Consider the following 24,333-nt stretch of genomic DNA (forward strand, 5'->3'; position numbering starts at 1 on the left):
ATCTCACAGCCCTGACGCAGAAGGCCTCATGCCCCCGACGCTCGCCTCGCTCGTCCACCACTCCGCGCTGAAGCTGACCGTGCGGGCGGGCGAAGACCGCCTCGACGTGCCCGTGCGCTGGGCGCACGTCAGCGAGCTCGCCGACCCCGTGCCCTACATGGAGGGCGGGGAACTGCTGCTGATCACCGCGCTGAAGCTGGACGCCGAGGACCCGGAGGCCATGCGCCGCTACGTCCGGCGGCTGGCCGGGGCCGGAGTGGTCGGCCTCGGCTTCGCCGTCGGCGTCAACTACGAGGAGACGCCCAAGGCGCTCGTCGACGCGGCGGACGAGGAGGGCCTGCCGCTGCTGGAGGTGCCGCGCCGCACGCCGTTCCTCGCCATCAGCAAGGCCGTGTCCGCCGCGATCGCCGCCGACCAGTACCGGGCCGTCACCGCCGGGTTCGCCGCCCAGCGCGAGCTGACCCGGCAGGCCCAGACCGGCGGCCCGGAGGGGCTGCTGGCCGCGCTGGCCTCGCAGGTCGACGGCTGGGCGGCGCTGTACGACGCCTCGGGCGCGGTCGTCGCCACGGCACCGGAGTGGGCGGGGCGGCGCGCCGCGCGCCTCACCGGTGACGTGCAGAAGCTGCGGGACCGCCCCGCGCCCGCTTCCTCCGTGGTCGGCGGGCCGGAGAACGAGGACCGGGTCGAACTGCACACCATCGGCACCGGCCGGCGCCCCCGGGCAGCCCTCGCCGTGGGCACGGCCGCCGCCCCCGGCACCGCGGAGCGCTACGCCGTCCACTCGGCCATCGCCCTGCTGACCCTGACCACGGAACGCTCCCGGTCCCTCCAGGCGGCCGAGCAGCGGGTCGGCGCGGCGGTGCTGCGCATGCTGCTGGCCGGGGAGCCGGACCACGCGCGAGCGGTCGCCGGGGACCTGTACGGCGAGCTGCTGGACGCGCCGTTCCGGATGATGGTCGCGGAGCGGGTGCCGGTGTCGGCGTCGGCCGCGCTGGCCCGGGCCGAGGCGCGCAAGGGCGCTCCGCCCGTCGAGCGGCCCTCGGCCGCCGCGCTCGCCGCCACCGACACCGGCGGCGACCCCCTCGCGGTGCTCGCCGACGTCGTGGAGTCCGCGGCGGCCCGGGCGGGCGAGGCCGTGCTGGTGGTGCCGGAGGGGGAGCGGCTGGTGGTGCTGGCCGCGGACGGCGGCGCCGCCGCCGCGGCCTGCGGGGAGTACGCGGCCGCCCTGGAGACGGCCCGGGCCGGGATACGCGAGAAGGTTCCGGGCGGCGAGGAGGGCGAACTGGTCGTGGGCCTGTCGGCACCGGCCGGGCCGATCGCCGCGTCCGCCGCCTACAAGCAGGCCGAGCAGGCGCTGTCGGTGGCGCGGCGACGCGGACGCATCCTCGTGGAGCACGAGCGGATGGCGGCCGGATCGGTGCTGCCGCTGCTCGCGGACGACGCCGTACGGGCCTTCGCCGACGGCATGCTGCGGCCGCTGTACGAGCACGACGCCACGGGCCGCGGTGACCTCGTGGCCTCCCTGCACGCCTGGCTGTCCAAGCACGGCCAGTGGGACGCGGCGGCGGCGGACCTCGGCGTCCACCGGCACACCCTGCGCTACCGCATGCGCCGGGTCGAGGAGATCCTCGGCCGGTCCCTGGACGACCCGGACGTCCGGATGGAGCTGTGGCTGGCCCTGAAGGCGAGCAGTACCGAGTAGCCAAACCGTAGTGTCCGCGTCCCGCACTGCTACGGCTCGGACAAACGCCCTTCGGCCACCTCGCGCCTACCGTTGGTCCGGTAGAACAGGATCACCCCCAACGCCGAAGGGCCGGAACCCACATGACCTCCACCCACGCCTTCTGGCTCGCCGGCCGCCAGGCCACCGGCGAGGACACCTTCGACGTCACCTCCCCCTGGGACGGGCGGCTCGTCGGCACGGTGAGCCTGCCGACCGACGCGCAGGTCGAGGAGGCCGTGGCCGCCGCGCACGCCGTCCTGGACGAGTTCGCCGCCACCCCCGCCCACGTGCGGGCCGCCGCCCTCGACCACGTCAGCAAGCGCCTCGTCGAGCGCACCGAGGAGATCGCGCGGCTGATCTCCGCCGAGAACGGCAAGCCCCTGAAGTGGGCGCGCGGCGAGGTCGGCCGGGCCGTGTCCGTGTTCCGGTTCGCGGCCGAGGAGGCCCGGCGGTTCAACGGCGGCGAGGCCCAGCGCCTCGACACCGACCTCGGCGGCCAGGGGCGGCTCGCCCTCACCCGCCGCTTCCCGAAGGGCGTCGTGCTCGGCATCGCGCCGTTCAACTTCCCGCTGAACCTCTGCGCCCACAAGATCGCCCCGGCCATCGCCGCCGGCGCCCCGATCATCCTCAAGCCGGCTCCGGCGACCCCGCTGTCCGGCCTGATCATCGGCGACCTGCTGGCCGAGACCGAGCTGCCGACCGGCTCCTGGAGCATCCTGCCGGTCGCCAACGACAAGATGCCGGCCCTGGTGCAGGACGAGCGCCTGCCCGTCATCTCCTTCACGGGCTCCGAGAAGGTCGGCTACGCGATCATGGACTCGGTGCCGCGCAAGCACTGCACCCTGGAGCTGGGCGGCAACGGCGCGGCCGTCGTCCTCGCCGACTGGGCGAGCGACGAGGACCTGGACCGGGCGGCGAACCGCATCGCCACCTTCTCCAACTACCAGGGCGGCCAGTCCTGCATCTCCGTGCAGCGGGTCATCGCCGACGCCTCGGTGTACGACCGGCTGCTGCCGCGCATCGTCGCCGCCGTCGAGGCCCAGGTCACCGGCGACCCGAGCGACGACAAGACCGACGTCGGCCCGCTGGTCAGCGAGGACGCCGCCCGGCGCGTCGAGACGTGGGTCCAGGAGGCCGTGGACGCCGGGGCGCAGCTGCTCACCGGCGGCAAGCGCGACGGCGCCTCCTACGCGCCGACCGTCCTGGCCGAGGTCCCGGGCGACGCGACGATCTCCTGCGAGGAGGTCTTCGGGCCGGTGCTGACCGTGCAGAAGGCGGACGGCGAGGCCGCGGCCTTCGCCGCCGTCAACCACTCCAAGTACGGCCTCCAGGCGGGCGTGTTCACCCACGACCTCCAGACCGCCTTCCGCGCCCACCGCGCCCTCGAGGTCGGCGGCGTGGTCATCGGCGACGTGCCGTCCTACCGTGCCGACCAGATGCCGTACGGCGGCGTCAAGCAGTCCGGCGTGGGCCGCGAGGGCGTGCGGTTCGCCATGGAGGACTACACGTACGAGCGGGTGCTGGTGCTGACCGGCATCGACCTCTGACGCACATCCGACCCACCCTCTGGCTTATGGAAACCATTTTCATATAAGCTCTGTGAAGAGGCCCGGCACCGATGCCTTCCGGTGCCGGGCCCCTTCTTGACGCCGGCCTGCTCCGGACCCTCAACCGGAGAAGCCGACGTGCGCGAGCCGCAGCGGGCCGCGCAGCCTGAGGTGCACGTCATGGACGCCCGCGGCGGCGATCGACGCGCTGAGGGAGACGTAGTCGTACGGACCCGAGGTCGGTGCGGCGGGCGACAGCACCGCGAGCGCGGGGCCGCCGTCGAGGGACAGCTCGACCGTGCCCTCGCCGGCCACCTCCACCGTCACCTGGGAGAGGCCCCGGCCGAAGTCGCAGGCGCGGTAGACCAGTTCGCCCGGCTCGGGGCCCGCCGGTGTCACCGCGTCGCCCGAGACCTTCGTCCGGTCGACGATCGCGGTGCCCCGCTGCTCGTCGAACCCGGCCGCGGCCAGGCCGGCCGCGAGGACCGCGCGCGGCAGGGTCGGCTCGCCGTCGAGCGTGACCGTCGTCCGCAGCCGGACGTCCTCGCTGGACGCCCCGGCCAGCAGCTCGTACCCGCCCGGCTCCACGCGCCACCGGTCCCGGGCGACGTCCCAGAACGCGAACGCGGTCAGCGGGACGTCGAAGCCCAGCTCGGCCGTTTCTCCGGGGGCGAGCGTGACGCGGCGGTGGTCGAGCAGCTCGCGGCGCGGACGCGGCACCGACGCGTCGACCGCCCGGCCGTAGAGCTGGGCCACCTCGTCGGCCGTCACGTCACCGGTGTTGGTGACCGAGAAGGAGACCCGCACCGCCTCGTCCTCGACCCGGGCCGTCAGGTCGCCGTACGCGAAGGAGGCGTACGACAGGCCGTGCCCGAAGGGGAACAGGGGTGTGCCCTCGAAGTACAGGTACGTCTGGCGGGCGCCGATCACGTCGTAGTCGAGGAGGCCGGGCAGGTCGGCGTCGTCGGCGTACCAGGTCTGCGGGAGGCGGCCGGCGGGGGAGACGTCGCCGGCCAGGACGCGGGCCAGGGCGGTGCCGGCCGCCTGCCCGCCGTGCGCGGTCCACAGCACCGCCGGGAGCTCGGCCGGGTCGACGGCGTACGGGTAGGCGGCGACCAGCGCCAGCACGGTGGCCGGGTTCGCCGCGCGGGCGGCCCGCAGCAGCCGCTCCTGCTGCCCGGGCAGCCGCAGGGTCGTCCGGTCCTCGGTCTCGCGGCCGTTGATGTACGGGTCGTTGCCCGCGACCACCACGACCACGTCGGCCGCCGCGGCGGCACGCGCCACCGCCTCCTCGCCGCGCTCGGCGACGACCAGCTCGAAGACCTCGGGATCCTCGTCGGCAACCTTCACGCCGTCGGCGGAGACACAGACGTGCCGACCCGTCCCCAGGTGCTTCAGGAGGTGCCCGTTCCCATGCGGTTCCAGGCGGAACGTCTCCTGCACGAACCAGCCGCCCGGCTGGTCGGCAGAGGCGCGCAGGCAGCCGTCGTCGGCGACCGAGAGATAGCGGCCGTCGGGGGCGCGCAGGGTCAGCACGCCCCCGCCCCAGTCCGCGAGCGCCAACTCGGTGCCGGCGGCGTCGGTCGTGAGCACGGGCAGGTCGGTGCGGCCCCTGAGCAGCGCCGGGTCGAGTGCGCCCTCGGCGCCGCGCACCTCGTCGGTGGCCCCCTCGGCCGCCGGCACGTGCAGGAACGCCCCCGTGGAGGTCTTCAGCCGGACCCGGTCCACGCCCTCCGCGAACTCCACGCGCTCCGCGCCGAACCGCTCGTACAGGCCCTCCAGCGGGGTCGAGCGGTGGATGAGCGTGCCGCTGTACCAGTCGAGCTTGCACTCGTCGGCGAGCAGGCCCACCACGGCGATCCGGGTGTCCGGGGCCAGCGGCAGCACGCCGTCGTTCTTCAGCAGCACGATCGCCTGTTCGGCGGCCTCCTGGGCGAGAGCGCGGTGCGCCGGGGTGTCGAACTCGCCGGTCGGGTCGTGCGGGTCGTAGCTCGGGTCGAACTCGCCGAGCCGGAAACGGACCGACAGCTGACGGCGGACGGCCGTGTCGAGATCGGCCTCGGTCAGCAGGCCGCGCTCCAGGGCGCCGCGCAGCCGTCCGATGATCTGCGAGGAGTCCGTGCCGTGGTCGGTGAAGCTGTCGACACCCGCGACGAGGGCGGCGGCGGTGGCCTCCTCGTGGGTGTCGAAGTAGTGCTCGGAGTCGACCAGATTGCTCGGCGCCCCCGCGTCCGAGCAGACCAGCAGCTCCTCCTCGGTCCAGGTCCGCAGGTGCTCGGCCAGGTACGGGGAGACGTGGTTGGGGCGCCCGTTGACCAGGTTGTACGCCGGCATCACCCCGGCCACCGCGCCCGCCTCCACGGTGTCGCGGAAGGCCCGCAGGTCGTACTCGTGCAGCACGCGCGGGCGCACCGAGCTCGACGTCGTGGAGCGGTCCGTCTCGTTGTTGTGGGCCAGCCAGTGCTTCAGCACCGGCGCGGTGCGCCAGTAGGTGGGGTGCTCGCCGCGCAGACCGTGCGTGTAGGCCGTGGCGATCGCGGAGGTGAGCTTCGGGTCCTCCGAGTAGCCCTCCTCGTTGCGGCCCCACAGCGGATGGCGCAGCAGGTTGGCCGTCGGGGCCCAGACGTTCAGGCCGACCCGGTCGTCCTTGGCGCGCATCGCGCGGACCTCCCGGGACACCGCGTCGCCGACGCGCCGCACCAGCTCCGGGTTCCAGGTGGCGCCGAGGCCGACCGCCTGCGGGAACACCGTCGCCGGCCCCATCCACGCCACGCCGTGCAGGGCCTCCTGGCCGGTGCGGAAGGCGGCGACGCCGAGCCGTTCGACGGCCGGCGCGAACTGGTGCAGGAACGCGGTCTTCTCCTGAGGCGTGAGCCGCGACAGGAGGTCGTCGATCCGCTTCGCGAACGGCAGGCGCGGATCGCGGAACGGCGGCATGGGCGGCGTGGGTGCGGTCACGTGGGAATCCCTTTGCGATGGAGCGGCGAGGCGCTTTCGAAGCGCTTCGATGCTCGATCGACGCAGGGGTGGGTGTCAAGACACCCCGGCGCAACAACTCCGAGCTTCGGGCGGCATTCCAATGCCCCACGAGAGCCGCACGCGCTCGTGCACACCTCGGAGGAATCTTGGAATCGCCCCTTGTGCACCCCTGGGTGTTCACTTAACCTCGCAGCAACATCGAAGCGCTTCGACTGTGAAGTCCGCCACCCGGTGGTGCACATTCCGCGTCACGCGTCGGAGTATCGCTTCGGCTCAGCCAGTTCCACTCGAGACACCGCAGCCGACGGCCCTCCGCCGGGTGTCCTGGTGCGCCATGAAGGGTTGACGCAATGACGCCGAACGCCGCCTCCGCCTCCTCCGGACCGAGCCGGAGAAGTTTCCTCGCCTCCACGGCGGTCGCCACCGCCGCCGTGGCCGGCGGGATGCCGCTGCTCGCCGCCTGCGGCGGTTCGGACAGCGGCTCGAAGGACGGCACGACGTCCGGCAAGAGCGCCAAGAAGCTGCTGCCGGCCTACGTCGCGAGCAACGTGGTCTCGCCGGACATCCCGGCCAAGAACGGCTCGGCCATGGGCTTCACCGGCAAGCTCGACCTGGCCGACCTCAAGACCTCGGTGCCGAAGAAGCTCGGCAAGGGCAGCCGCATCAAGATCATGTCGCCGTTCTGGGGCACGCCGCCGAAGGGCGACAACACCTACTACACGACGATGAACGACCTGATCGGCGTCGACATCGCCTGGCAGAACCAGGACGGCAACACCTACGACGAGAAGCTGGGCGCGGTGCTCGCCTCCAGCGACCTGCCGGACGTCGTGGTCATCCCCAGCTGGAACATGGGCGGCAAGATACCCAGCGCCATCATCAGCAAGTTCGCCGACCTCGGCCCGTACCTGTCCGGGGACGCGATCAAGAAGTACCCGAACCTCGCGGCCATCCCGAGCGGGGCTTGGCAGTACTCCATCTTCGGCGGCAAGCTGCGCGGTCTGCCTCAGCCCGCTCCCTCCGTCCCCGGCATCGTGCCCTTCTACCGCAAGGACGTCTTCGACAAGGAGGGCTACGACCTCCCCAAGTCCCCGGACGAGTTCCTCGCCCTCGCCAAGGAGATCACCCGGCCCAAGGCCAAGGTGTGGGCCTGCGACGACCTGAAGTGGGCCGCCTTCGAGTTCTTCGGTGTGCTCTCCGGCAGCGAGAAGCCGCTCGGCTGGAACCTCGCCGACGGCAAGATGGTCTACCGGGTCGAGACCGAGGAGTACCTCGAGGCCCTGGAGTGGACGCGCAAGCTCTACGCGGCGGGCGTGGTCCACCCCGACGCCAAGGCGGTCCAGGGCACCGCGGGTGACCGGTTCACCGCCGGCCAGGTCCTGATGTACAACCAGAACATCTCGGACTGGTGGGGCAAGATGGCCGAGCAGGCGGGCCAGAAGACCGACTTCCGCATCTCCGGCATGGACATCTTCGGCGCCGACGGCGGCGACCCCACGCTGTGGGCCGGCTCGCCCGCGGGCATCTTCGCCTTCATCAACAAGAAGGCCTCCAAGGCCGTCGTCGAGGACGTCCTGGCCGCCGCCAACGTCACCGCCGCCCCGTACGGCACCAAGGAGTACATGCTCACCAACTACGGGGTGGAGGGCACGCACTACACCGTCAAGGACGGGGTGCCCACCAAGAACGACAAGGGCAACCAGGAGGTCATCAACGCCTATGTGATGCTCGCCAGCCCCGCCCCGACCATCGCGCACCCGGACCTGCCGGAGATCGCGAAGGAGCAGGTGGAGTGGCAGCAGCGGATGGGCGCCTTCACCAAGAAGTCCACCTTCTGGGGCATGCAGATCACCGAGCCCGCCCGCTACACCAACCTCTCCAACGACTTCGAGCAGCTGGAGGACGACGTCGTCCGCGGCCGCAAGAAGATCAGCGATGTGCAGCAGGCCGTCTCCGACTGGAAGAAGCAGGGCGGCGACAAGCTGCGGGACTGGTACCAGAAGCTGCACGACACCAACGGTTCCGCGCAGTGACCCGGCGCTGAGGCAAGGAGAAATCCGTGTCCAACAGCACGGTGCCGCGCAGCAGGGCCGAGGCGGAGACCACCGAGAAGGCTTCCCGGGCGGCGGACGCCACCGGGGAGCGGCCGGGGAAGAGGAAACTCTCCGGCAAGCTGAGCCTCAGGCTGCGGTTCCGCCGCGACCGCACGCTGATCCTGATGACCCTGCCGGCCGTCGCGCTGGTCCTGGTCTTCAACTACATACCGATCCTGGGCAATGTCGTCGCTTTCCAGGAGTACGACCCCTACGTCAGCGACAACGGCTTCGTCGCGATGCTGGAGAGCCCCTGGGTCGGCGTCGAGCAGTTCCAGCGGATCTTCGCGGACTCGGCGTTCTGGGACGCCGTACGGAACACGCTCGTGCTGTTCGGTCTCCAGCTGGTGCTGTTCTTCCCCATCCCGATCGTGCTCGCGCTGCTCATCAACAGCGTGATAAGGCCCCGCGTCCGGGCGGTGTCGCAGGCGATCCTCTACCTGCCGCACTTCTTCTCCTGGGTGCTGGTGATCACCATCTTCCAGCAGATCTTCGGCGGGGCGGGCATCATCGCGCAGACCCTGCGCCAGCACGGTTACGAGGGCTTCGACCTCATGACCGACCCCGGGATCTTCAAGTTCCTGGTGACGAGCGAGGGCGTCTGGAAGGACGCGGGCTGGGGCGTCATCGTCTTCCTCGCCGCTCTCGCCTCCGTGAGCCCCGACCTGTACGAGGCGGCGGCCATGGACGGAGCCGGTCGCTGGCGCCGGATGTGGCACGTCACGCTGCCCGCGCTGCGGCCCGTGATCGCCCTGCTGCTGGTGCTGCGCGTCGGTGACGCGCTCACCGTCGGCTTCGAGCAGATCCTGCTGCAACGCGACGCGGTGGGACCGGGAGCGGCGGAAGTCCTCGACACCTATGTGTGGTGGAACGGTGTCCGCAACCAGGACTTCAGCTATGCGGCCGCGGCCGGCCTGATCAAGGGCCTGGTGAGCGTGGCTCTCGTCCTCGCCGCGAACAAGGTGGCCCACTTCATGGGCGAGCAGGGGGTGTACAAGAAGTGACCGCCGTCATCGACAAGGCCGCCCTCGACGAGGCGGCGCGCGAACCCCGCTGGTGGGAGGCGCCGCCGAGGCCCGTCTGGGAGGACGAGCCCGGCAAGGCCGGGGTCGCGGGCAAGGGCATCGTCCTGGCCGCCGCCTGCCTGGCGGTCCTGTTCCCGCTGTGGATCGTCATCGTCACCAGCCTGTCCTCGAAGCAGACCATCAACGCGGCCGGCGGCCTCGTGGTGATCCCGAAGGGCATCACCTTCGTCGCCTACCAGGAACTGCTGAGCGGTGGGCAGGTGACCCGGGCCGCGATCGTCAGCGTGTGCGTCACCCTCGTCGGCACGGTGTTCTCCATGACGGTGTCGGTGCTGGCCGCCTACGGCCTGTCCCGTAGCGGGTCACTGGGGCACCGCTGGCTGCTGATGACGCTGCTCGCGACCATGTTCTTCGGGGCCGGGCTCATCCCGACGTATCTGCTGGTGCAGTCCCTGGGCCTGACCGACACGTATCTCGCGTTGATCCTGCCGAGTGCGGTGAGTGTCTTCAACATCCTCGTGCTGCGCGCGTTCTTCATGGGTATCTCGCCGGAGCTCATCGACAGTGCGCGCATCGACGGGGCGGGGGACTGGCGGATCCTCTGGCAGATCGTCATGCCGCTCTCACGGGCCGTCATCGCGGTGATCACGCTGTTCTACGCGGTGGGCTACTGGAGCGCCTGGTTCAACGCGTCGATCTATCTCAGCGACCAGAGCATGATGCCGCTGCAGAACGTCATGATCCAGCTGGTGCAGAAGCAGGAGGCGCCGGTGGGGGTGAGCCAGGCGATCAAGACCGGGCAGATCTCCGCGCTGGCGATCCAGATGGCCGTCATGGTGATGGCGTTGCTGCCGGTGGCCGTGATCTCGCCGTTCGTCCAGAAGCACTTCAAGAAGGGCATGCTCACCGGGGCCGTCAAGGGCTGACCGTAGGGCTGTCGGTTGTTCGTCGTCCGCGGCTGCCTCGTGGCTTGTCGCGCAGTTCCCCGCGCCCCTGAGGGCACCCACTTCCCCCCTCTGCGCAAGAACCGAGGTATGTCATGAGCACGTTTCACCTCAGCAGACGTTCCGTACTGGCCGGGACCGCCGCCGTCGCCGCGGTCGTCTCCCTTCCGTTGATCCAGGGGCAGGCCGCGGCCGTGACACCCGCCAAGGGCGGATACCGCTGGCGCAACGCGGTCCAGGGCGGCACCGGATTCATCACCGGCGTGCTGTTCCACCCCTCTGTACGCGGGCTCGCCTACCTCCGTACCGACATCGGCGGCGCCTACCGCTGGGACGACCGGACCGACCGCTGGATCCCGCTCACCGACCACCTCGGCTGGGACGACTGGAACCTGCTGGGCGTGGAGGCCATGGCCGTCGACCCGGCGCATCCGAACCGGGTCTACCTCTCCCTCGGCACCTACGCGCAGTCCTGGGCCGGCAACGGGGCCGTGCTGCGGTCCGAGGACCGGGGCGCCACCTGGAAGCGCACCGACCTGACCGTCAAGCTCGGGGCCAACGAGGACGGACGCGGTTGCGGTGAGCGGCTGCTGGTCGATCCCCGGGACAGCGGCACCCTGTGGCTCGGCACCCGGCACGACGGGCTGCTCAAGTCCACCGACCGGGGCTCCAGTTGGCAGGCCGTGAGTTTCCCGGCCACGCCGAGCGCCACGGGCCAGGGCGTCACGCTCCTGGTCGCCGCGGGACGCAGCGTCTACGCCGGCTGGGGCGACTCCGACGGCACCCCCGGGAAGCCCAACCTGTACCGCACGTCCGACGGCACCACCTGGGAGGCCGTCCCCGGGCAGCCCACCGGCACCGCCGCCAAGGTCCCGGTCCGGGCCGCGTACGACCGGCACACCCGCGAGTTGTACGTGACGTACGCCGACGCCCCCGGCCCCAACGGCCAGTCGACCGGCAGTGTGCACAAGCTGCGGACGACGAGCGGCAAGTGGACCGAGGTGACGCCGGTGAAGCCCGGCGGGACGACGAGCGACGGCGGGACCGACTCCTTCGGTTACGGCGGTGTCGCCGTCGACGCCCGCGACCCGGGGACCGTCGTCGTCTCCACCAACAACCGCTGGTCGCTGGTGGACACCCTGTACCGGACCACCGACGGCGGCCGCACCTGGATGTCCCTGAAGGACAAGGCCGTCCTCGACGTCTCCGAGACGCCCTACCTCACGTTCGGTGCCGACAAGCCCAAGTTCGGCTGGTGGATCCAGGCCGTCGGGCTCGACCCGTACGACTCCCGGCACGTGGTCTACGGCACCGGCGCCACCCTCTACGGCACCCGCGACCTCAAGCACTGGGCCCCGCAGATCCGCGGGGTGGAAGAGGCGTCCATACGACAGTTGATCTCGCCCCCGAGCGGTGAGGCTCACTTGCTCAGCGGGTCCGGGGACATCGGCGTGATGTACCACGAGCGGCTCACGGCATCGCCGTCCCGCGGCATGGCGTCGAACCCCGTGTTCGGCACGGCGACGGGCCTGTCGCTGGCCCCGGCCAAGCCGTCCTACGTGGTCCGGGCCGGCTGGGGCGACAACGGCAACGGGGCCTTCTCGAACGACGGCGGCAGGACCTGGTCGCCCTTCAAGGCCCAGCCGGACGTGGCCAAGTCCGCGCCCGGCCCGATCGCCACCAGCGCCGACGGCAGCGTGCTGCTGTGGTCCTTCGGCGCGGCCAACCCCGGGTACCGCTCCGCGGACAACGGCGCCGGCTGGTCGGAGGTCGCCTCCTTCCCCAAGGGCGCCACGCCGGTTGCGGACCCCGTCGACCCGGCCCGCTTCTACGCGTTCGACACCACCACCGGCACCCTCCACGCCAGCACCGACGGCGGCCTGACCTTCACCGCGCGGGCCACCGGCCTGAACTCGGGCGACACCGAGTTCCAGCTGGTCGCGGCGCCCGGACGGTCCGGAGACCTGTGGCTGAGCGTGAAGTGGAACGGGCTGTACCGCTCGACCGACGGCGGTGCGACCTTCACCAAGGTCGCCAGCTGCTGGGCCTCGTACACCCTCGGCTTCGGCAAGGCCGCCGAGGGCGCCTCCTACCCGGCGATCTACATGGTCGGCGCCACCGAGACGATCACCGCCGTGTACCGCTCGGACGACGAGGCGAAGACCTGGACACGGATCAACGACGACCGGCACCAGTGGGGCTGGATCGGCGCCGCCATCACCGGCGACCCGCGCGTCCACGGCCGTGTCTACATCGCCACCAACGGGCGCGGCGTGCAGTACGGGGAGCCCGCCTGATGACCGTGCGGAAACGGCCCGGCCTCAGCGACGCCACCCGGGGCCGGCTCCTCTTCGGAGGGGACTACAACCCGGAGCAGTGGCCCGAGAAGACCTGGCACGAGGACGTCCGGCTGATGAAGGCCGCCGGCGTCAACTCGGTCACCCTCGGCGTCTTCTCCTGGTCGAAGCTGGAACCCGAGCCGGGAGCACGGGAGTTCGGCTGGCTGGACACGCTGATGGACCTGATGCACGCGGGCGGCATCGGCGTCGTCCTCGCCACCCCGACCTCCTCGCCCCCGCCCTGGATGGGCCGGCTGCACCCCGACACCCTGCCCGTCACCGAGGACGGCCGCACCGAGTGGTGGGGCGGCCGGCAGCACTTCTCGCACTCCAGCGCCACCTACCGGCGCTACGCCGCCGCCATCACCGAGGACCTGGCCGCCCGCTACGGCGACCACCCGGCCCTGACGATGTGGCACATCAACAACGAGTACTGCACCGTCGACTTCGGTGACGAGGCCGCCGCCTCCTTCCGGCGGTGGCTGCGCGAGCGGTACGGCTCGCTCGACGCCCTCAACGAGGCCTGGGGCACCGCCTTCTGGAGCCAGGGCTACGACACCTGGGACGGCATCCTGCCGCCCCGCCTGCCCCACTACATGCGCAACCCCGGCCAGGTCCTGGACTTCCGCCGCTTCACCTCCGACATGCTCCTGGAGTGTTACACCGCCGAGCGGGACATCGTCCGGCGGCACACCCCGCATCTGCCGGTCACCAGCAACTTCATGCCGCTGTGGTTCGGGCAGGACGCCTGGCGCTGGGCCGAGGAGGAGGACGTCGTCTCCGTCGACCTCTACCCCGACCCGCGCGACCCCCTCGGCGCGCAGAGCGGCGCCCTGGTCCAGGACATGACCCGCTCCCAGGCGCGCGGGCCCTGGATGCTGATGGAGCAGGCGGCCGGGCCGGTCAACTGGCGGGGTGTGAACCACCCCAAGCCGCGCGGCCTCAACCGGCTCTGGTCGCTTCAGGCCGTGGCCCGGGGAGCCGACGCCGTCTGCTACTTCCAGTGGCGGCAGTCCCGGCAGGGCGCGGAGAAGTTCCACTCCGGCATGGTCAGCCACGCGGGGGAGGAGGGCCGGACGTACCAGGAGGTCAAGCGGCTCGGCGCCGACCTGGAGCGGATCGCCCCCGAGGTGACCGGCCGGCACCTCACCGCGAACGTCGCCGTCCTGCACGACTGGCACTCCTGGTGGGCCGGCGCCCAGGACGGCCGCCTGTCCGGCCTGGTGGAGTACCCGGACGTCCTGCGCGCCTGGCACCGGGCCCTGTGGCAGGCGCACCTCACCACCGACTTCGCCCACCCCGAGCACGACCTGACGCCGTATTCGCTGGTCGTCGTGCCGCAGCTGTACTCCCTCACCGACGCCGCGACCGACAACCTCCTCGCCTACGTACGGCAGGGCGGCACCCTCGTCTGCGGCTTCCAGACCGGCGTCGCCGACCAGGACGACCGCGTCCGCCCCGGCGGCATGGACGTCCGGCTGCGCGAGCTGTTCGGCATCCGCACGCTGCACGAGTGGTGGCCGCTGGACGCGGGGGAGACGGTCGCCTGCGAGGGCTTCGGCGGCACCCTGTGGTCCGAGGAGATCGAGCCCGCCGACCCCGACCACACGACCTGCTACAAGGGCGGCGAACTGGACGGCATGCCCGCGGTGCTGCGCAAGGGCCGGGCCTGGTACGTCTCCACGCTCCCGGAGCCCGAGGCGCTGCGCGACCTGCTGGCCTCGATCGCCGCTGGTGCGGGCGTCCGGCCGGTGCTCGACGATCTCCCCGAGCAGGTGGAGGCCGTGCGGCGGGGCGAGGTGCTGTTCGTGCTCAACCACGGCCGCGAGCCGGTGACCGTCGAGGTGCCCGGCACCCACCGCGACCTGCTGTCCGGTACGGACGTCACCGACCGGGTCACCCTCGGCCGCTACGAGGCGGCGGTGCTGCGGCCATGACCGACTCCGCCCCCGTCCACGGCACCTGGGAGCCGCACCCGGCCGCCCGCTGGGAGGACGCCTTCCTCAGCGGCAACGGCCGGCACGGTGCCCTGGTGTTCGGTGATCCGCACGCCGAGCGGGTCGTCGTCACCCACCACACCCTGGTACGGCCCAATGGCCGGGACCCCCGCCCGCCGCAGCTCGCCGGTGACCTGCCCGGACTCCAGGACCGTCTCCTGGCGGGTGACACGACCGCTGCCGAGGACTTCACGGACGGGCGCCCCCTCCAGTGGGTGCAGCCCTTCCACCCGGCATTCCAGGTCCGGCTGGACCGGCCCGAGGACGGCGGCCACGACTACCGACGGGACGTCGACTTCACCACCGGAGTGGTGAGCACGACCTGGGCCGGCCGGGCCGGCCGCGTCTTCGTCTCCCGCGCCGACGACGTGATCGTCCAGCACCTCACCGGATCCGGCCTCAGCCTCGACATCGAGCTCGACCCCCGGCTGCCCGGCGCCCCCGCCCGGCTGGGCATCGGCCACGGAGCCGTCCTCACCCCCGAGGGCGCCCTGCTCAGCCTGCGCGCCCGCTACCCGGACAGCGACCTGGCCTGCACCGGCGTCACCCAGGTCACCGTCACCGGCGGCACCACCACCCTGGTGCCCCCCGGCGTGCGCATCGAGGGCGCCCGGTCCGTGCTGCTCCTCACCCGGGTGCACCGGCACCCCGGCGAGCTCGACGTGGTCGCCGAGGGCCGTGCCCTGCGCGACCTGCCCGCCGCCTACGACGAACTCCTCGAACGTCACACCGCCCTGCACCGCACCGCCTACGAGCGCGTCACCCTCGACCTCGCCGCCGACCCCGCCGAACGGGCCCTGCCGGGGTCGGAACTGCTCAAGCAGCCGCGCAGCGCCGCCCTGCTGGAGCGCCTCTTCGCCGCCGGGCGCTACCACCAGCTCTCCGCGAGCGGGCTCTTCCCGCCCCGCCTGACCGGACTGTGGACCGGCGACTGGAACACCGCCTGGTCCGGCGCCTTCACCAACGACGCCAACCTCAACCTCCAGACCGCCTCGGCCGCCGCCGCAGCCCTCCCCGAGGTCACCGAGGCACACGCGAACCTGATCCAGCGGCTGCTCCCCGACTGGCGCGACAACGCCCGCGCGATCTTCGGCACCCGCGGCGTCGTCGCCCCCGCCCACTCCGACGGCGAGTCCGGCCACTCCTACCACTACAACCGCGAATACCCGCTGCACCTGTGGACCGCCGGCGCCGACTGGCTGCTCAAGCCGCTCGTCGACCACGACGACACCCACGGCACCCGCGACCCCCGCACCGCAGCCGCCCTCGCCGAAGTCGCCCTGTTCTACGAGGACTTCCTCGCCAGGACGGACGAGAACGGCCACCTCGTCGTCGTCCCGTCCTACTCACCCGAGAACCGGCCGGCGAACGCGAGCTGGGGCACGATCAACGCCGCCATGGACCTCTCCGCGGCCCGCCACGCCCTGCGTACGGCCGCCGCCTACCACCCGGGCCCCGACGCCGACCGCTGGAACGCCCTCGCCGACCGGCTCCCGCCGCACCGGATCAACGAGGACGGCGCCCTGGCCGAATGGGCCTGGCCCGGCCTCACCGACTCCTACGACCACCGCCACCTCAGCCACCTCTACGGCGTCTGGCCGCTCGACGAGATCACCCCCTACGACACCCCCGAACTGGCCGACGCCGCACACCGGGCCCTCGCACTGCGCGGCGCCGAGAACGACTCCGCGCACGGCCACCTCCACCACGCCCTCGTCGCGGCCCGGCTCCGGGACGCGGACCGCGTCGCCCACGCCCTCGGCCAGGTCCTGGACGGCGACTTCTTCCACGCCTCCCTCATGAGCGCGCACTACCCCGCCCGCGACGTCTACAACGCCGACGCCGCGCACACCCTGCCCGCCGTGCTGATCGAGATGCTCGTCCAGTCGACCCCCGACCGGCTGGTCCTGCTGCCCGCGCTGCCGTCGGCGTACCCCGCCGGCGCCCTGTGCGGGGTGCGCACCCGGTTCGGGGCCGAGCTCGACGTCACCTGGACGCGGGACGGCGCCGTCGTCGTCATCAGGCCCGGCCGCACCCACCGCGTCGAACTGCGGACTTCCTCCGGCGCAGAATCCCTCCACCTGGTCGCCGGAGAAGACCACGTCCTCACCCTGAGGACGTGGTAGTTCCCCCCACCCCCCCCACCCATGGAAGGGACACCATGGCATCAAGCACGCTGAGCCGGGTCACCAAGGCCCTGCTGGCTCCCGCCCTGGCCCTCGGCGCCACCGTCGGCCTCGCCTCCGCCCCCGCCTCCGCCGCCGTCTGGAACTCCTGCGACCAGTGGGGCCAGACCAACCTGAACGGCTACACGCTCTACAACAACATCTGGGGCTCCGGCGCCGGCAGCCAGTGCATCTGGGCCAACTCCGGCACCAACTGGGGTGTCTGGGCCAGCCACCCCAACACCGGCGGCATCAAGTCCTACCCGAACCAGACGAAGGCGATCAACAAGTCGATCACCTCGCTGACCTCGCTGTCCAGCAGCTACAACGTCAGCGTCCCGTCGTCCGGCGCGTACAACACGTCGTACGACATCTGGGACACGGACCACGACTACGAGATCATGCTCTGGGTCAACAAGACCGGAGCCGTCGGTCCCATCGGCACCTCGCAGGGCAGCGTCAGCCTCGGCGGCCACTCCTGGAACGTCTTCAAGGGCACCAACGGGGCCAACGAGGTGTTCTCGTTCATCCGCACCTCCAACTCCAGCTCCGGCACCGTGAACATCCTGCCGATCCTGAAGTGGATCAAGGACACCAAGAAGTGGATGGGCAACGAGACGATCGGTGACGTGCAGTTCGGCTACGAGATCACCTCGTCGTCCGGCGGGCTGAACTTCACCACCAACAACCTGACGGTCAGCAGCAGCTGACCCGTCGCGGGGCCGGGGCTCGGCCGTGCCGTCAGGCGCGGTCGGCCTCGGCCCGCAGCACGTTGTAGTCCGCGAAGGCCGACTCGACCTGGTCGCGGGTCAGGCCGTAGCGGGAGAGGTCGTAGGTGTGCTTGCGGATGCCCTTGGGGCGTGCGACGGCCGCGGGGAGCCGGGCCGCGTCGGCCTCGGTCCACCGGGCGCCGACGGCCGCGAAGAGCTTCGGGGCGCCGGTCGCGGGATCGGAGCCGAGCCACGCGTACGGGGCGTCCACCAGCTGCTGCGCGGGGATGGCGGCCCGGGCCGCGAGACCCCGCGTCATGGCCCGGCTCAGCAGACCCAGCCAGGTGGCGCCGATGCCGGTCAGGTCGACGGGGCGGGTGCTGACGGCCATGCCGTGCTCGATCAGGGAGCAGAAGGACGCCACGACGGTGACCGGGTCGCGGTGGCACCACACGATCGTGGCGTCCGGGAAGACCGTGCGCAGCGCGTCCAGGTTCTCCAGGTGCATGGGGGACTTCAGCATCCAGCGCCGCCGCGGACGGCCGTGCTGGAGCACCTGGTAGACCTGCTTGAGGTACCGGTAGTCGGCGGTGAAGTCCCGCGCGCAGTGCCACTCCCGGTACGCGGGAATGCGCGCCTGGGAGAACGGCATCAGGGCGTGCGGCAGCGCGAACGTGCACTCCTCAGGACCCTCGGCGGCCATCGCGTGGATGTCGCGGAAGCGCGGCGCGAACAGGTCCGTGCCCCGCACCATCCGGCGCCCGGCCGTGATCGCCCGCCGCCGCTGCCGGGGCGGCAACTCCAGGTCGGGCGCGAGCAGTTCCCAGAGCAGCGGACTGCGGTGCTCGTCGGAGACGGACAGCGCCGCGTGCGTGACGGTGGTCGCGGTGCGGGGCAGCCCCACGACGAACACGGGCCGCTCGATCGGCTCCCGCTCGATCTCCGGGTGCTCGGCGATCAGCCGCCGCACCCGCGCCCGGTTGGCCAGATGCCTCCGGACGTGCCCCTGCGCGGCCTGCCAACCCACCGGAGTGAGGTGCTCGGCCTTCGCCCACCAGCCCAGCAGGGCCCGGAAGCCGTCGACGAACTCCCCGTCCCCCGGCGCCTCACCGGTCTCCACCGCGATGCGGTCGAAGATCCGGCCGGGGTTCCCGCGGGAGCCGAAGGCGGGCCGCAGCGCCAGGTCGGCGAGGGTGAGGGCGAGCGGAGTCGAGGACACGCGGAAAACCTACCCCCTGGAACTCGCTTGCACTGAACGGAAGTTGGCCGATCGAGCGAAAGGGGATGGCCGGAAGACCTCCATCGATCCGGCCATCCCCTCCGACACGGCTACTCCGCTACAGGCAGCCGTGCCCCGTCCCGCAGGAACAGCGGGATGCGGTCCAGCGGGGCGTCGACCGTCACGGCCCGGCCGCCCTCGTACGTCTCACCCGTCCACGCGTCCGTCCAGGACGCCCCGGCCGGCAGGTACGCCGTACGGGCGGTGGCGCCGGCCGTCAGCACCGGCGCGACCAGCAGGTCCGGGCCGAACAGGTAGGAGTCGTCGACCGACCAGGTCGCCGGGTCGTCCGGGAACTCCAGGAACAGCGGCCGCATCACCGGCAGGCCCTCCTCGTGGGCCGCCCGCATCACGTCCAGCACATACGGCTTCAGCCGCTCGCGCAGGCGCAGGTACCGCTCCAGGATCGCCCCGGCCTCCTCGCCGTACGACCACACCTCGTTCGGGCCGCCGGTCATCTCCGGGCCCAGCGGCATGCCCGGGTCGCGGAAGCCGTGCAGCCGCATCAGCGGGGACAGCGCGCCGAACTGGAACCAGCGGACCATCACCTCCCGGTACGCCGGGTCGTCCGGGTCGCCGCCGTGGAAGCCGCCGATGTCGGTGTTCCACCACGGGATGCCCGACAGGGCCGTGTTGAGGCCGGCCGCGATCTGGCGGCGCAGGGTGGGGAAGTCCGTGCCGATGTCACCGGACCACAGGGCGGCGCCGTAGCGCTGACTGCCCGCCCACGCCGAGCGGTTGAGGGTGACGATCTCCTCCTCGCCGGTGGCGGCCAGGCCCTCGTAGAAGGTGCGGGCGTTCTCCGCCGGGTAGGCGTTGCCGACCTCCAGGCCCGGGCCCGCCCAGTAGCGCAGGTTCTCCTGGAAGCCCGGCTTCAGCTCCGGCTCGCAGGCGTCCAGCCAGAACGCCGTGATGCCGTACGGGTCGAGGTAGTTCTCCTTCACCTTCGACCACACGAACTCCCGGGCGTCCGGGTTGGTGGCGTCGTAGAAGGCGACCTGGACCGTGGAGGCGACCTCCTTGTCGGGCCAGTCGGCGTGTGCCATCGGGCCGTACTGGGTGCCGATGAACCAGCCGCGCTGCTCCAGGACCGGGTGGTTCTCGCTCAGCGGCGACACCGACGGCCAGACGCTCACCACCAGCTTGATGCCGAGCTCCTCCAGCTCCCGCACCATCGCCGCCGGGTCGGGCCACTCCTTCGGGTCGAACTTCCAGTCGCCGAGGTGCGTCCAGTGGAAGAAGTCGCAGACGATCGCCGAGATGGGCAGCCCCCGCCGCTTGTACTCCCGGGCCACCGCCATCAGTTCGTCCTGGGTGCGGTAGCGCAGCTTGCACTGCCAGAAGCCCGCCGCCCACTGAGGCAGCATCGGGCTGCGGCCGGTCACCGCGCTGTAGCGGCGCTGGCCGCCGGCCGGGTCGCCCGCCGTGATCCAGTAGTCGATCTGCCGGGCCGAGTCGGCGACCCAGCGGGTGCCGTTGTGCGCCAGCTCCACGCGGCCGATCGCCGGGTTGTTCCACAGCAGGGTGTAGCCGCGGCTGGAGGTCAGCACCGGGATGCCGACCTCGGCGTTGCGCTGGATCAGGTCCAGCACCAGGCCCTTCTGGTCCAGGCGCCCGTGCTGGTGCTGGCCGAGGCCGTACAGCTTCTCGTCGTCGTAGGCGGCGAAGCGCTGCTCCAGGCGGTGGTGGCCGTTGCCGACGGCCGTGTAGAGGCGGGAGCCGGGCCACCAGAAGTGGGCGCGGTCCTCGGCGAGGATCTCGGCGGAGTCGTCCGTGCGCAGGAAGCGGATCAGGCCCTCGGCGCTCACCTCGACGGTGAGCGCGCCGACGGTCAGCTGCCCTCGGCCGTCCTCGGTCTTCACCGTGGAGGGGGTCGCGGGGGCCTCGGCGAGCAGCGCGCCCGGGAGCCCCTCGAGGACCGGGCCGCCGAGCCGGGCACGCACCCGGACCGCGTCCGGACCCCACGGCTCGATCCGTACGGTCTCCTGGCGGCCGCTCCACTCCAGTGCGCCGTCCCGCTCGCGGAACGTGCCGACGGTCGGGGAGGACTGCGCCAGGCTCACCTGGGGCTGGGTTTCAGCAGGCTGATTCACGAGGCGGGCTCCTGTGCGGAAGCAGACATGGGGGTGCCCCGGAAGGGGCGCTGTTCAGTGGCCGTGAGTGAGGAGGACTCAGTGGCTGGGAGTGGCTACGACCGGCTCGGTGCCGGCCCCGTGCTGCCCCGTACCGTCAGCTCGGGCGCGAGCAGCACGACCTCGTCGCTGCCGCGCCCCTCGAGCTTGGCGACCAGCTGGTCCACGGCGTGCCGGCCCATCTCCTGCGCGGGGATGGCCACCGAGGTGAGCCGCACCGAGGCCTGCATCGCGACCTGGTCGGGGCAGATCGCGACCACCGACACGTCCTCCGGCACGGCCCGGCCCTGCTGGCGCAGCAGCGCGAGCAGCGGCTCGACCGCCGACTCGTTCTGCACGATGAGCCCCGAGGTGTCCGGGCGTTCGTCGAGGATCCGGGCGAGCGTCACGGCCATCGCGTCGTACCCGCCCTCGCACGGCCGGTGCAGCAGCCGCACGCCCAGCTCCCGCGAACGGGTCCTGAGTCCGTCGAGGGTGCGTTCGGCGAAACCGGTGTGCCGCTCGTAGACGGCCGGGGCCTCCCCGATGACGGCGATGTCCTGGTGCCCCTGCTTGGCCAGGTGCTCCACGCACAGCGCGCCTGTCGCCCGGAAGTCCAGATCGACGCAGGTCAGGCCCGAGGTGTCGGCGGGCAGACCGATCAGCACGGACGGCTGGTCCGTCGCGCGCAGCAGCGGCAGCCGCTCGTCGTCTAGCTCGACGTCCATCAGGATCATCCCGTCGGCGAGCCCGCTGCCCGCGACGCGGCGCACCGCGTCGGGCCCCTCCTCACCGGTGAGCAGCAGCACGTCGTACCCGTGGGCGCGGGCGGAGGTCGCCACGGCGATGGCGATCTCCATCATCACCGGCACGTACATGTCCGTGCGCAGTGGGACCATCAGCGCGATGATGTTCGACTTGCTGCTGGCCAGGGCGCGGGCCCCGGCGTTCGGGTGGTACCCGAGCTCGCGGATGCTCCGCTCGACCCGCTGCCGGGTGTTCGCGGAGATGGACCGCTTGCCGCTGAGGACATAGCTCACCGTGCTCGCCGAGACTCCGGCGTGCTGGGCGACCTCGGCGAGGGTGACCATCCAGCTCTCCAAGCTCTTGTGAAGCGCTTCGACAGTGCGCGTAGCTGATAAGGGTGGGGGAGGGTGGTTCGACAGTAGCTCCAGCAGGAGTGGGTGTCCATAGGTTGTCGAAGCGCTTCGATGCGGATTTCCCGGAGCGCTCTCAGGGCGGGACTCGTCCCCCGGGACGGCACCTCGATGCAACACCGTCGTCAGGCCTGCGACAAGTGCCGGGCCTGCCGCGCCCCCTTCGGCTGAACGGACGCGCGAGGACTGGTGGGAGCGTCCGGATTCGGGTACCAACGATCCAGTAGCACTGGTCGGTAACGAAACGGTCCTCCATCTTCTAGTTGCGGCGAGGTGCCCCTCATGTCCGCTTCCACCACCCCCTCTTCCCGTCCCGCCGTCACCGAGCGGGAGGCCCGTGAGGTGGCGGAGGCCGCCCGGGAACAGCACTGGCGCAAGCCCAGCTTCGCCAAGGAGCTGTTCCTCGGCCGCTTCCGGCTCGACCTCATCCACCCCCACCCCCTCCCGGACGAAGAGCTGGCGCAGCGCGGCGAGGAGTTCCTCGCCAAGCTCCGCGACTTCGTCGAGACGAAGGTCGACGGGGGCCTCATCGAGCGCGAGGCCCGCATCCCCGACGAGGTGATCGACGGGCTGAAGGAGCTCGGCGCCTTCGGCATGAAGATCGACACCAAGTACGGCGGGCTCGGCCTCGGGCAGGTGCACTACAACAAGGCGCTCTCCCTGGCCGGCTCCGCCAGCCCCGCGATCGGCGTGCTGCTCTCCGCGCACCAGTCGATCGGCGTGCCCCAGCCCCTGAAACTGTTCGGCACCCAGGAGCAGCGGGAGCGCTTCCTGCCGCGCTGCGCCCGCACGGACATCAGCGCCTTCCTGCTCACCGAGCCCGACGTCGGCTCCGACCCGGCCCGCCTCGCCACCACCGCGATCCCGGACGGCGACGACTACGTCCTCGACGGCGTGAAGCTGTGGACCACCAACGGCGTCGTCGCCGACCTGCTGGTCGTCATGGCCCGGGTCCCCAAGAGCGAGGGCCACCGCGGCGGCATCACGGCCTTCGTCGTGGAGACGAACTCGCCGGGCGTCACCGTCGAGAACCGCAACGCCTTCATGGGCCTGCGCGGCATCGAGAACGGCGTCACCCGCTTCCACCAGGTCCGCGTCCCCGCCGCCAACCGCGTCGGCGAGGAGGGCCAGGGCCTGAAGATCGCCCTGACCACGCTCAACACCGGGCGGCTCTCCCTGCCGGCCTCCTGTGTCGCGGCCGGCAAGTGGTGCCTGAAGATCGCCCGGGAGTGGTCGGCGGCCCGCGAGCAGTGGGGCAAGCCCGTCGCGCACCACGAGGCGGTCGGCTCCAAGATCTCCTTCATCGCGGCCACCACCTTCGCCCTGGAGGCCGTGACGGACCTGGCCTCGCAGATGGCCGACGAGGACCGCAACGACATCCGCATCGAAGGCGCCCTCGCCAAGCTGTACTCCTCCGAGATGGCCTGGACGATGGCCGACGAACTCGTCCAGATCCGCGGCGGCCGCGGCTTCGAGACGGCCGACTCCCTGAGGGCCCGCGGCGAGCGCGGCGTCCCCGCCGAGCAGCTCCTGCGCGACCTGCGCATCAACCGCATCTTCGAGGGCTCCACCGAGATCATGCACCTGCTGATCGCGCGCGAGGCCGTCGACGCCCACCTCTCGGTCGCCGGCGACCTCATCGACCCCGAGAAGTCCCTCGGCGACAAGGCCAGGGCGGGCGCGAACGCGGGCGTCTTCTACGCCAAGTGGCTGCCTAAACTGGTCGCGGGACCCGGCCAGCTCCCCGCCTCCTACGGCGAGTTCAAGCACGGCGTGGACCTCTCCGGACACCTGCGCTACGTCGAGCGCACCGCCCGCAAGCTCGCCCGCTCCACCTTCTACGCCATGTCCCGCTGGCAGGGCCGGATGGAGACCAAGCAGGGCTTCCTCGGCCGGATCGTCGACATCGGCGCCGAGCTGTTCGCCATGAGCGCGTCCTGCGTCCGGGCCGAACTCCTGCGCAGCCAGGGCGACCACGGCCGTGAGGCCTACCAGCTCGCCGACGTCTTCTGCCGCCAGGCCAGGATCCGCGTCGAGGAGCTCTTCACCCGCCTGTGGACCAACACCGACGACCTCGACCGCAAGGTCGTCAAGGGCGTCCTGTCCGGCACGTACGAGTGGCTGGAGCAGGGCATCGTCGACCCGTCGGGCGACGGCCCCTGGATCGCGGACGCGACACCGGGTCCGTCGCAGCGGGAGAACGTCCACCGGCCGATCAGGTAGGCCCGGCCTTCCTGGGGGCGTGCACCGTCATGGCGCGCGCC

14 protein-coding genes are annotated in these 24,333 nt (G+C 71.7%); 10 read left to right on the forward strand and 4 right to left on the reverse strand.

The genetic code is table 11. The features are described from left to right. Positions 1-28 precede the first annotated feature (28 nt). Both IE153_RS36295 and IE153_RS36300 read left to right on the forward strand, forming a co-directional pair. Positions 29-1,702 carry a PucR family transcriptional regulator gene (locus IE153_RS36295; protein ID WP_189593954.1) on the forward strand — a complete coding sequence of 558 codons (1,674 nt, stop codon included), beginning with the start codon at positions 29-31 and terminating at the stop codon, positions 1,700-1,702. A 122-nt stretch (positions 1,703-1,824) separates the two neighbouring features. Then, positions 1,825-3,270, forward strand: coding sequence for an aldehyde dehydrogenase family protein (locus IE153_RS36300; RefSeq protein ID WP_189593955.1), 1,446 nt, complete (start codon positions 1,825-1,827; stop codon positions 3,268-3,270). A 120-nt stretch (positions 3,271-3,390) separates the two neighbouring features. Here IE153_RS36300 and IE153_RS36305 read toward each other — a convergent pair whose 3' ends face one another. Continuing rightward, complete coding sequence (locus IE153_RS36305) at positions 3,391-6,228, reverse strand: glycoside hydrolase family 3 C-terminal domain-containing protein (RefSeq protein WP_189593956.1); 2,838 nt, start codon at positions 6,226-6,228, stop codon at positions 3,391-3,393. Between the two features lie 371 nt (positions 6,229-6,599). Here IE153_RS36305 and IE153_RS36310 point away from each other — a divergent pair, with 371 nt between their 5' ends. The 7 genes from IE153_RS36310 (at position 6,600) to IE153_RS36340 (ending at position 17,522) form a co-directional block, all read left to right on the forward strand. Further along, positions 6,600-8,282: a type 2 periplasmic-binding domain-containing protein gene (locus IE153_RS36310; protein WP_189593957.1), complete on the forward strand. Its 1,683-nt coding sequence runs from the start codon at positions 6,600-6,602 to the stop codon at positions 8,280-8,282. A 26-nt stretch (positions 8,283-8,308) separates the two neighbouring features. After that, the gene (locus IE153_RS36315; protein ID WP_189593958.1) at positions 8,309-9,346 is read left to right on the forward strand and encodes an ABC transporter permease; all 1,038 of its coding nucleotides are present in this window, start codon (positions 8,309-8,311) and stop codon (positions 9,344-9,346) included. Continuing rightward, positions 9,343-10,293: a carbohydrate ABC transporter permease gene (locus IE153_RS36320; protein WP_189593959.1), complete on the forward strand. Its 951-nt coding sequence runs from the start codon at positions 9,343-9,345 to the stop codon at positions 10,291-10,293. Before IE153_RS36315 ends, IE153_RS36320 begins: the two co-directional genes overlap by 4 nt. 113 nt (positions 10,294-10,406) lie before the next feature. Continuing rightward, complete coding sequence (locus IE153_RS36325) at positions 10,407-12,608, forward strand: sialidase family protein (RefSeq protein WP_189593960.1); 2,202 nt, start codon at positions 10,407-10,409, stop codon at positions 12,606-12,608. Continuing rightward, complete coding sequence (locus IE153_RS36330; protein WP_189593961.1) at positions 12,608-14,587, forward strand: beta-galactosidase; 1,980 nt, start codon at positions 12,608-12,610, stop codon at positions 14,585-14,587. Before IE153_RS36325 ends, IE153_RS36330 begins: the two co-directional genes overlap by 1 nt. Continuing rightward, complete coding sequence (locus tag IE153_RS36335) at positions 14,584-16,773, forward strand: glycosyl hydrolase family 95 catalytic domain-containing protein (RefSeq protein WP_189593962.1); 2,190 nt, start codon at positions 14,584-14,586, stop codon at positions 16,771-16,773. Before IE153_RS36330 ends, IE153_RS36335 begins: the two co-directional genes overlap by 4 nt. Positions 16,774-16,808: 35 nt before the next feature. Then, complete coding sequence (locus IE153_RS36340) at positions 16,809-17,522, forward strand: glycoside hydrolase family 12 protein (protein ID WP_189593963.1); 714 nt, start codon at positions 16,809-16,811, stop codon at positions 17,520-17,522. A gap of 31 nt (positions 17,523-17,553) precedes the next feature. On the opposite strand, the gene IE153_RS36345 is transcribed toward IE153_RS36340, so the two are convergent. The 3 genes from IE153_RS36345 to IE153_RS36355 all read right to left on the reverse strand — a co-directional run bounded on the left by IE153_RS36345 (position 17,554) and on the right by IE153_RS36355 (position 22,003). Beyond that, positions 17,554-18,741, reverse strand: coding sequence for a sulfotransferase family protein (locus tag IE153_RS36345; RefSeq protein WP_189593964.1), 1,188 nt, complete (start codon positions 18,739-18,741; stop codon positions 17,554-17,556). Positions 18,742-18,851: 110 nt separating this feature from the next. Continuing rightward, positions 18,852-20,894 (reverse strand): glycoside hydrolase family 31 protein, encoded by a 2,043-nt coding sequence (locus tag IE153_RS36350; protein ID WP_189593965.1) that lies wholly within the window; start codon positions 20,892-20,894, stop codon positions 18,852-18,854. A gap of 95 nt (positions 20,895-20,989) precedes the next feature. Then, entirely contained in the window at positions 20,990-22,003 is a 1,014-nt protein-coding gene (locus IE153_RS36355; RefSeq protein ID WP_189593966.1) for a LacI family DNA-binding transcriptional regulator, read from the reverse strand. Between the two features lie 348 nt (positions 22,004-22,351). Here IE153_RS36355 and IE153_RS36360 point away from each other — a divergent pair, with 348 nt between their 5' ends. Next, entirely contained in the window at positions 22,352-24,292 is a 1,941-nt protein-coding gene (locus IE153_RS36360; RefSeq protein WP_189593967.1) for an acyl-CoA dehydrogenase family protein, read from the forward strand. The last annotated feature ends 41 nt before the right edge of the window (positions 24,293-24,333 follow it).

Source organism: Streptomyces massasporeus, assembly GCF_014648995.1.
In the GTDB taxonomy this organism is placed as follows: domain Bacteria; phylum Actinomycetota; class Actinomycetes; order Streptomycetales; family Streptomycetaceae; genus Streptomyces; species Streptomyces massasporeus.

Coding starts and splice junctions, on each gene's coding strand:
- IE153_RS36295 (WP_189593954.1), top strand. CDS start 29: ATGCCCCCGACGCTCGCCTCGCTCGTCCACCACTCCGCGCTGAAGCTG.
- IE153_RS36300 (WP_189593955.1), top strand. CDS start 1,825: ATGACCTCCACCCACGCCTTCTGGCTCGCCGGCCGCCAGGCCACCGGC.
- IE153_RS36310 (WP_189593957.1), top strand. CDS start 6,600: ATGACGCCGAACGCCGCCTCCGCCTCCTCCGGACCGAGCCGGAGAAGT.
- IE153_RS36325 (WP_189593960.1), top strand. CDS start 10,407: ATGAGCACGTTTCACCTCAGCAGACGTTCCGTACTGGCCGGGACCGCC.
- IE153_RS36330 (WP_189593961.1), top strand. CDS start 12,608: ATGACCGTGCGGAAACGGCCCGGCCTCAGCGACGCCACCCGGGGCCGG.
- IE153_RS36335 (WP_189593962.1), top strand. CDS start 14,584: ATGACCGACTCCGCCCCCGTCCACGGCACCTGGGAGCCGCACCCGGCC.
- IE153_RS36340 (WP_189593963.1), top strand. CDS start 16,809: ATGGCATCAAGCACGCTGAGCCGGGTCACCAAGGCCCTGCTGGCTCCC.
- IE153_RS36355 (WP_189593966.1), bottom strand. CDS start 22,003: ATGGTCACCCTCGCCGAGGTCGCCCAGCACGCCGGAGTCTCGGCGAGC.
- IE153_RS36360 (WP_189593967.1), top strand. CDS start 22,352: ATGTCCGCTTCCACCACCCCCTCTTCCCGTCCCGCCGTCACCGAGCGG.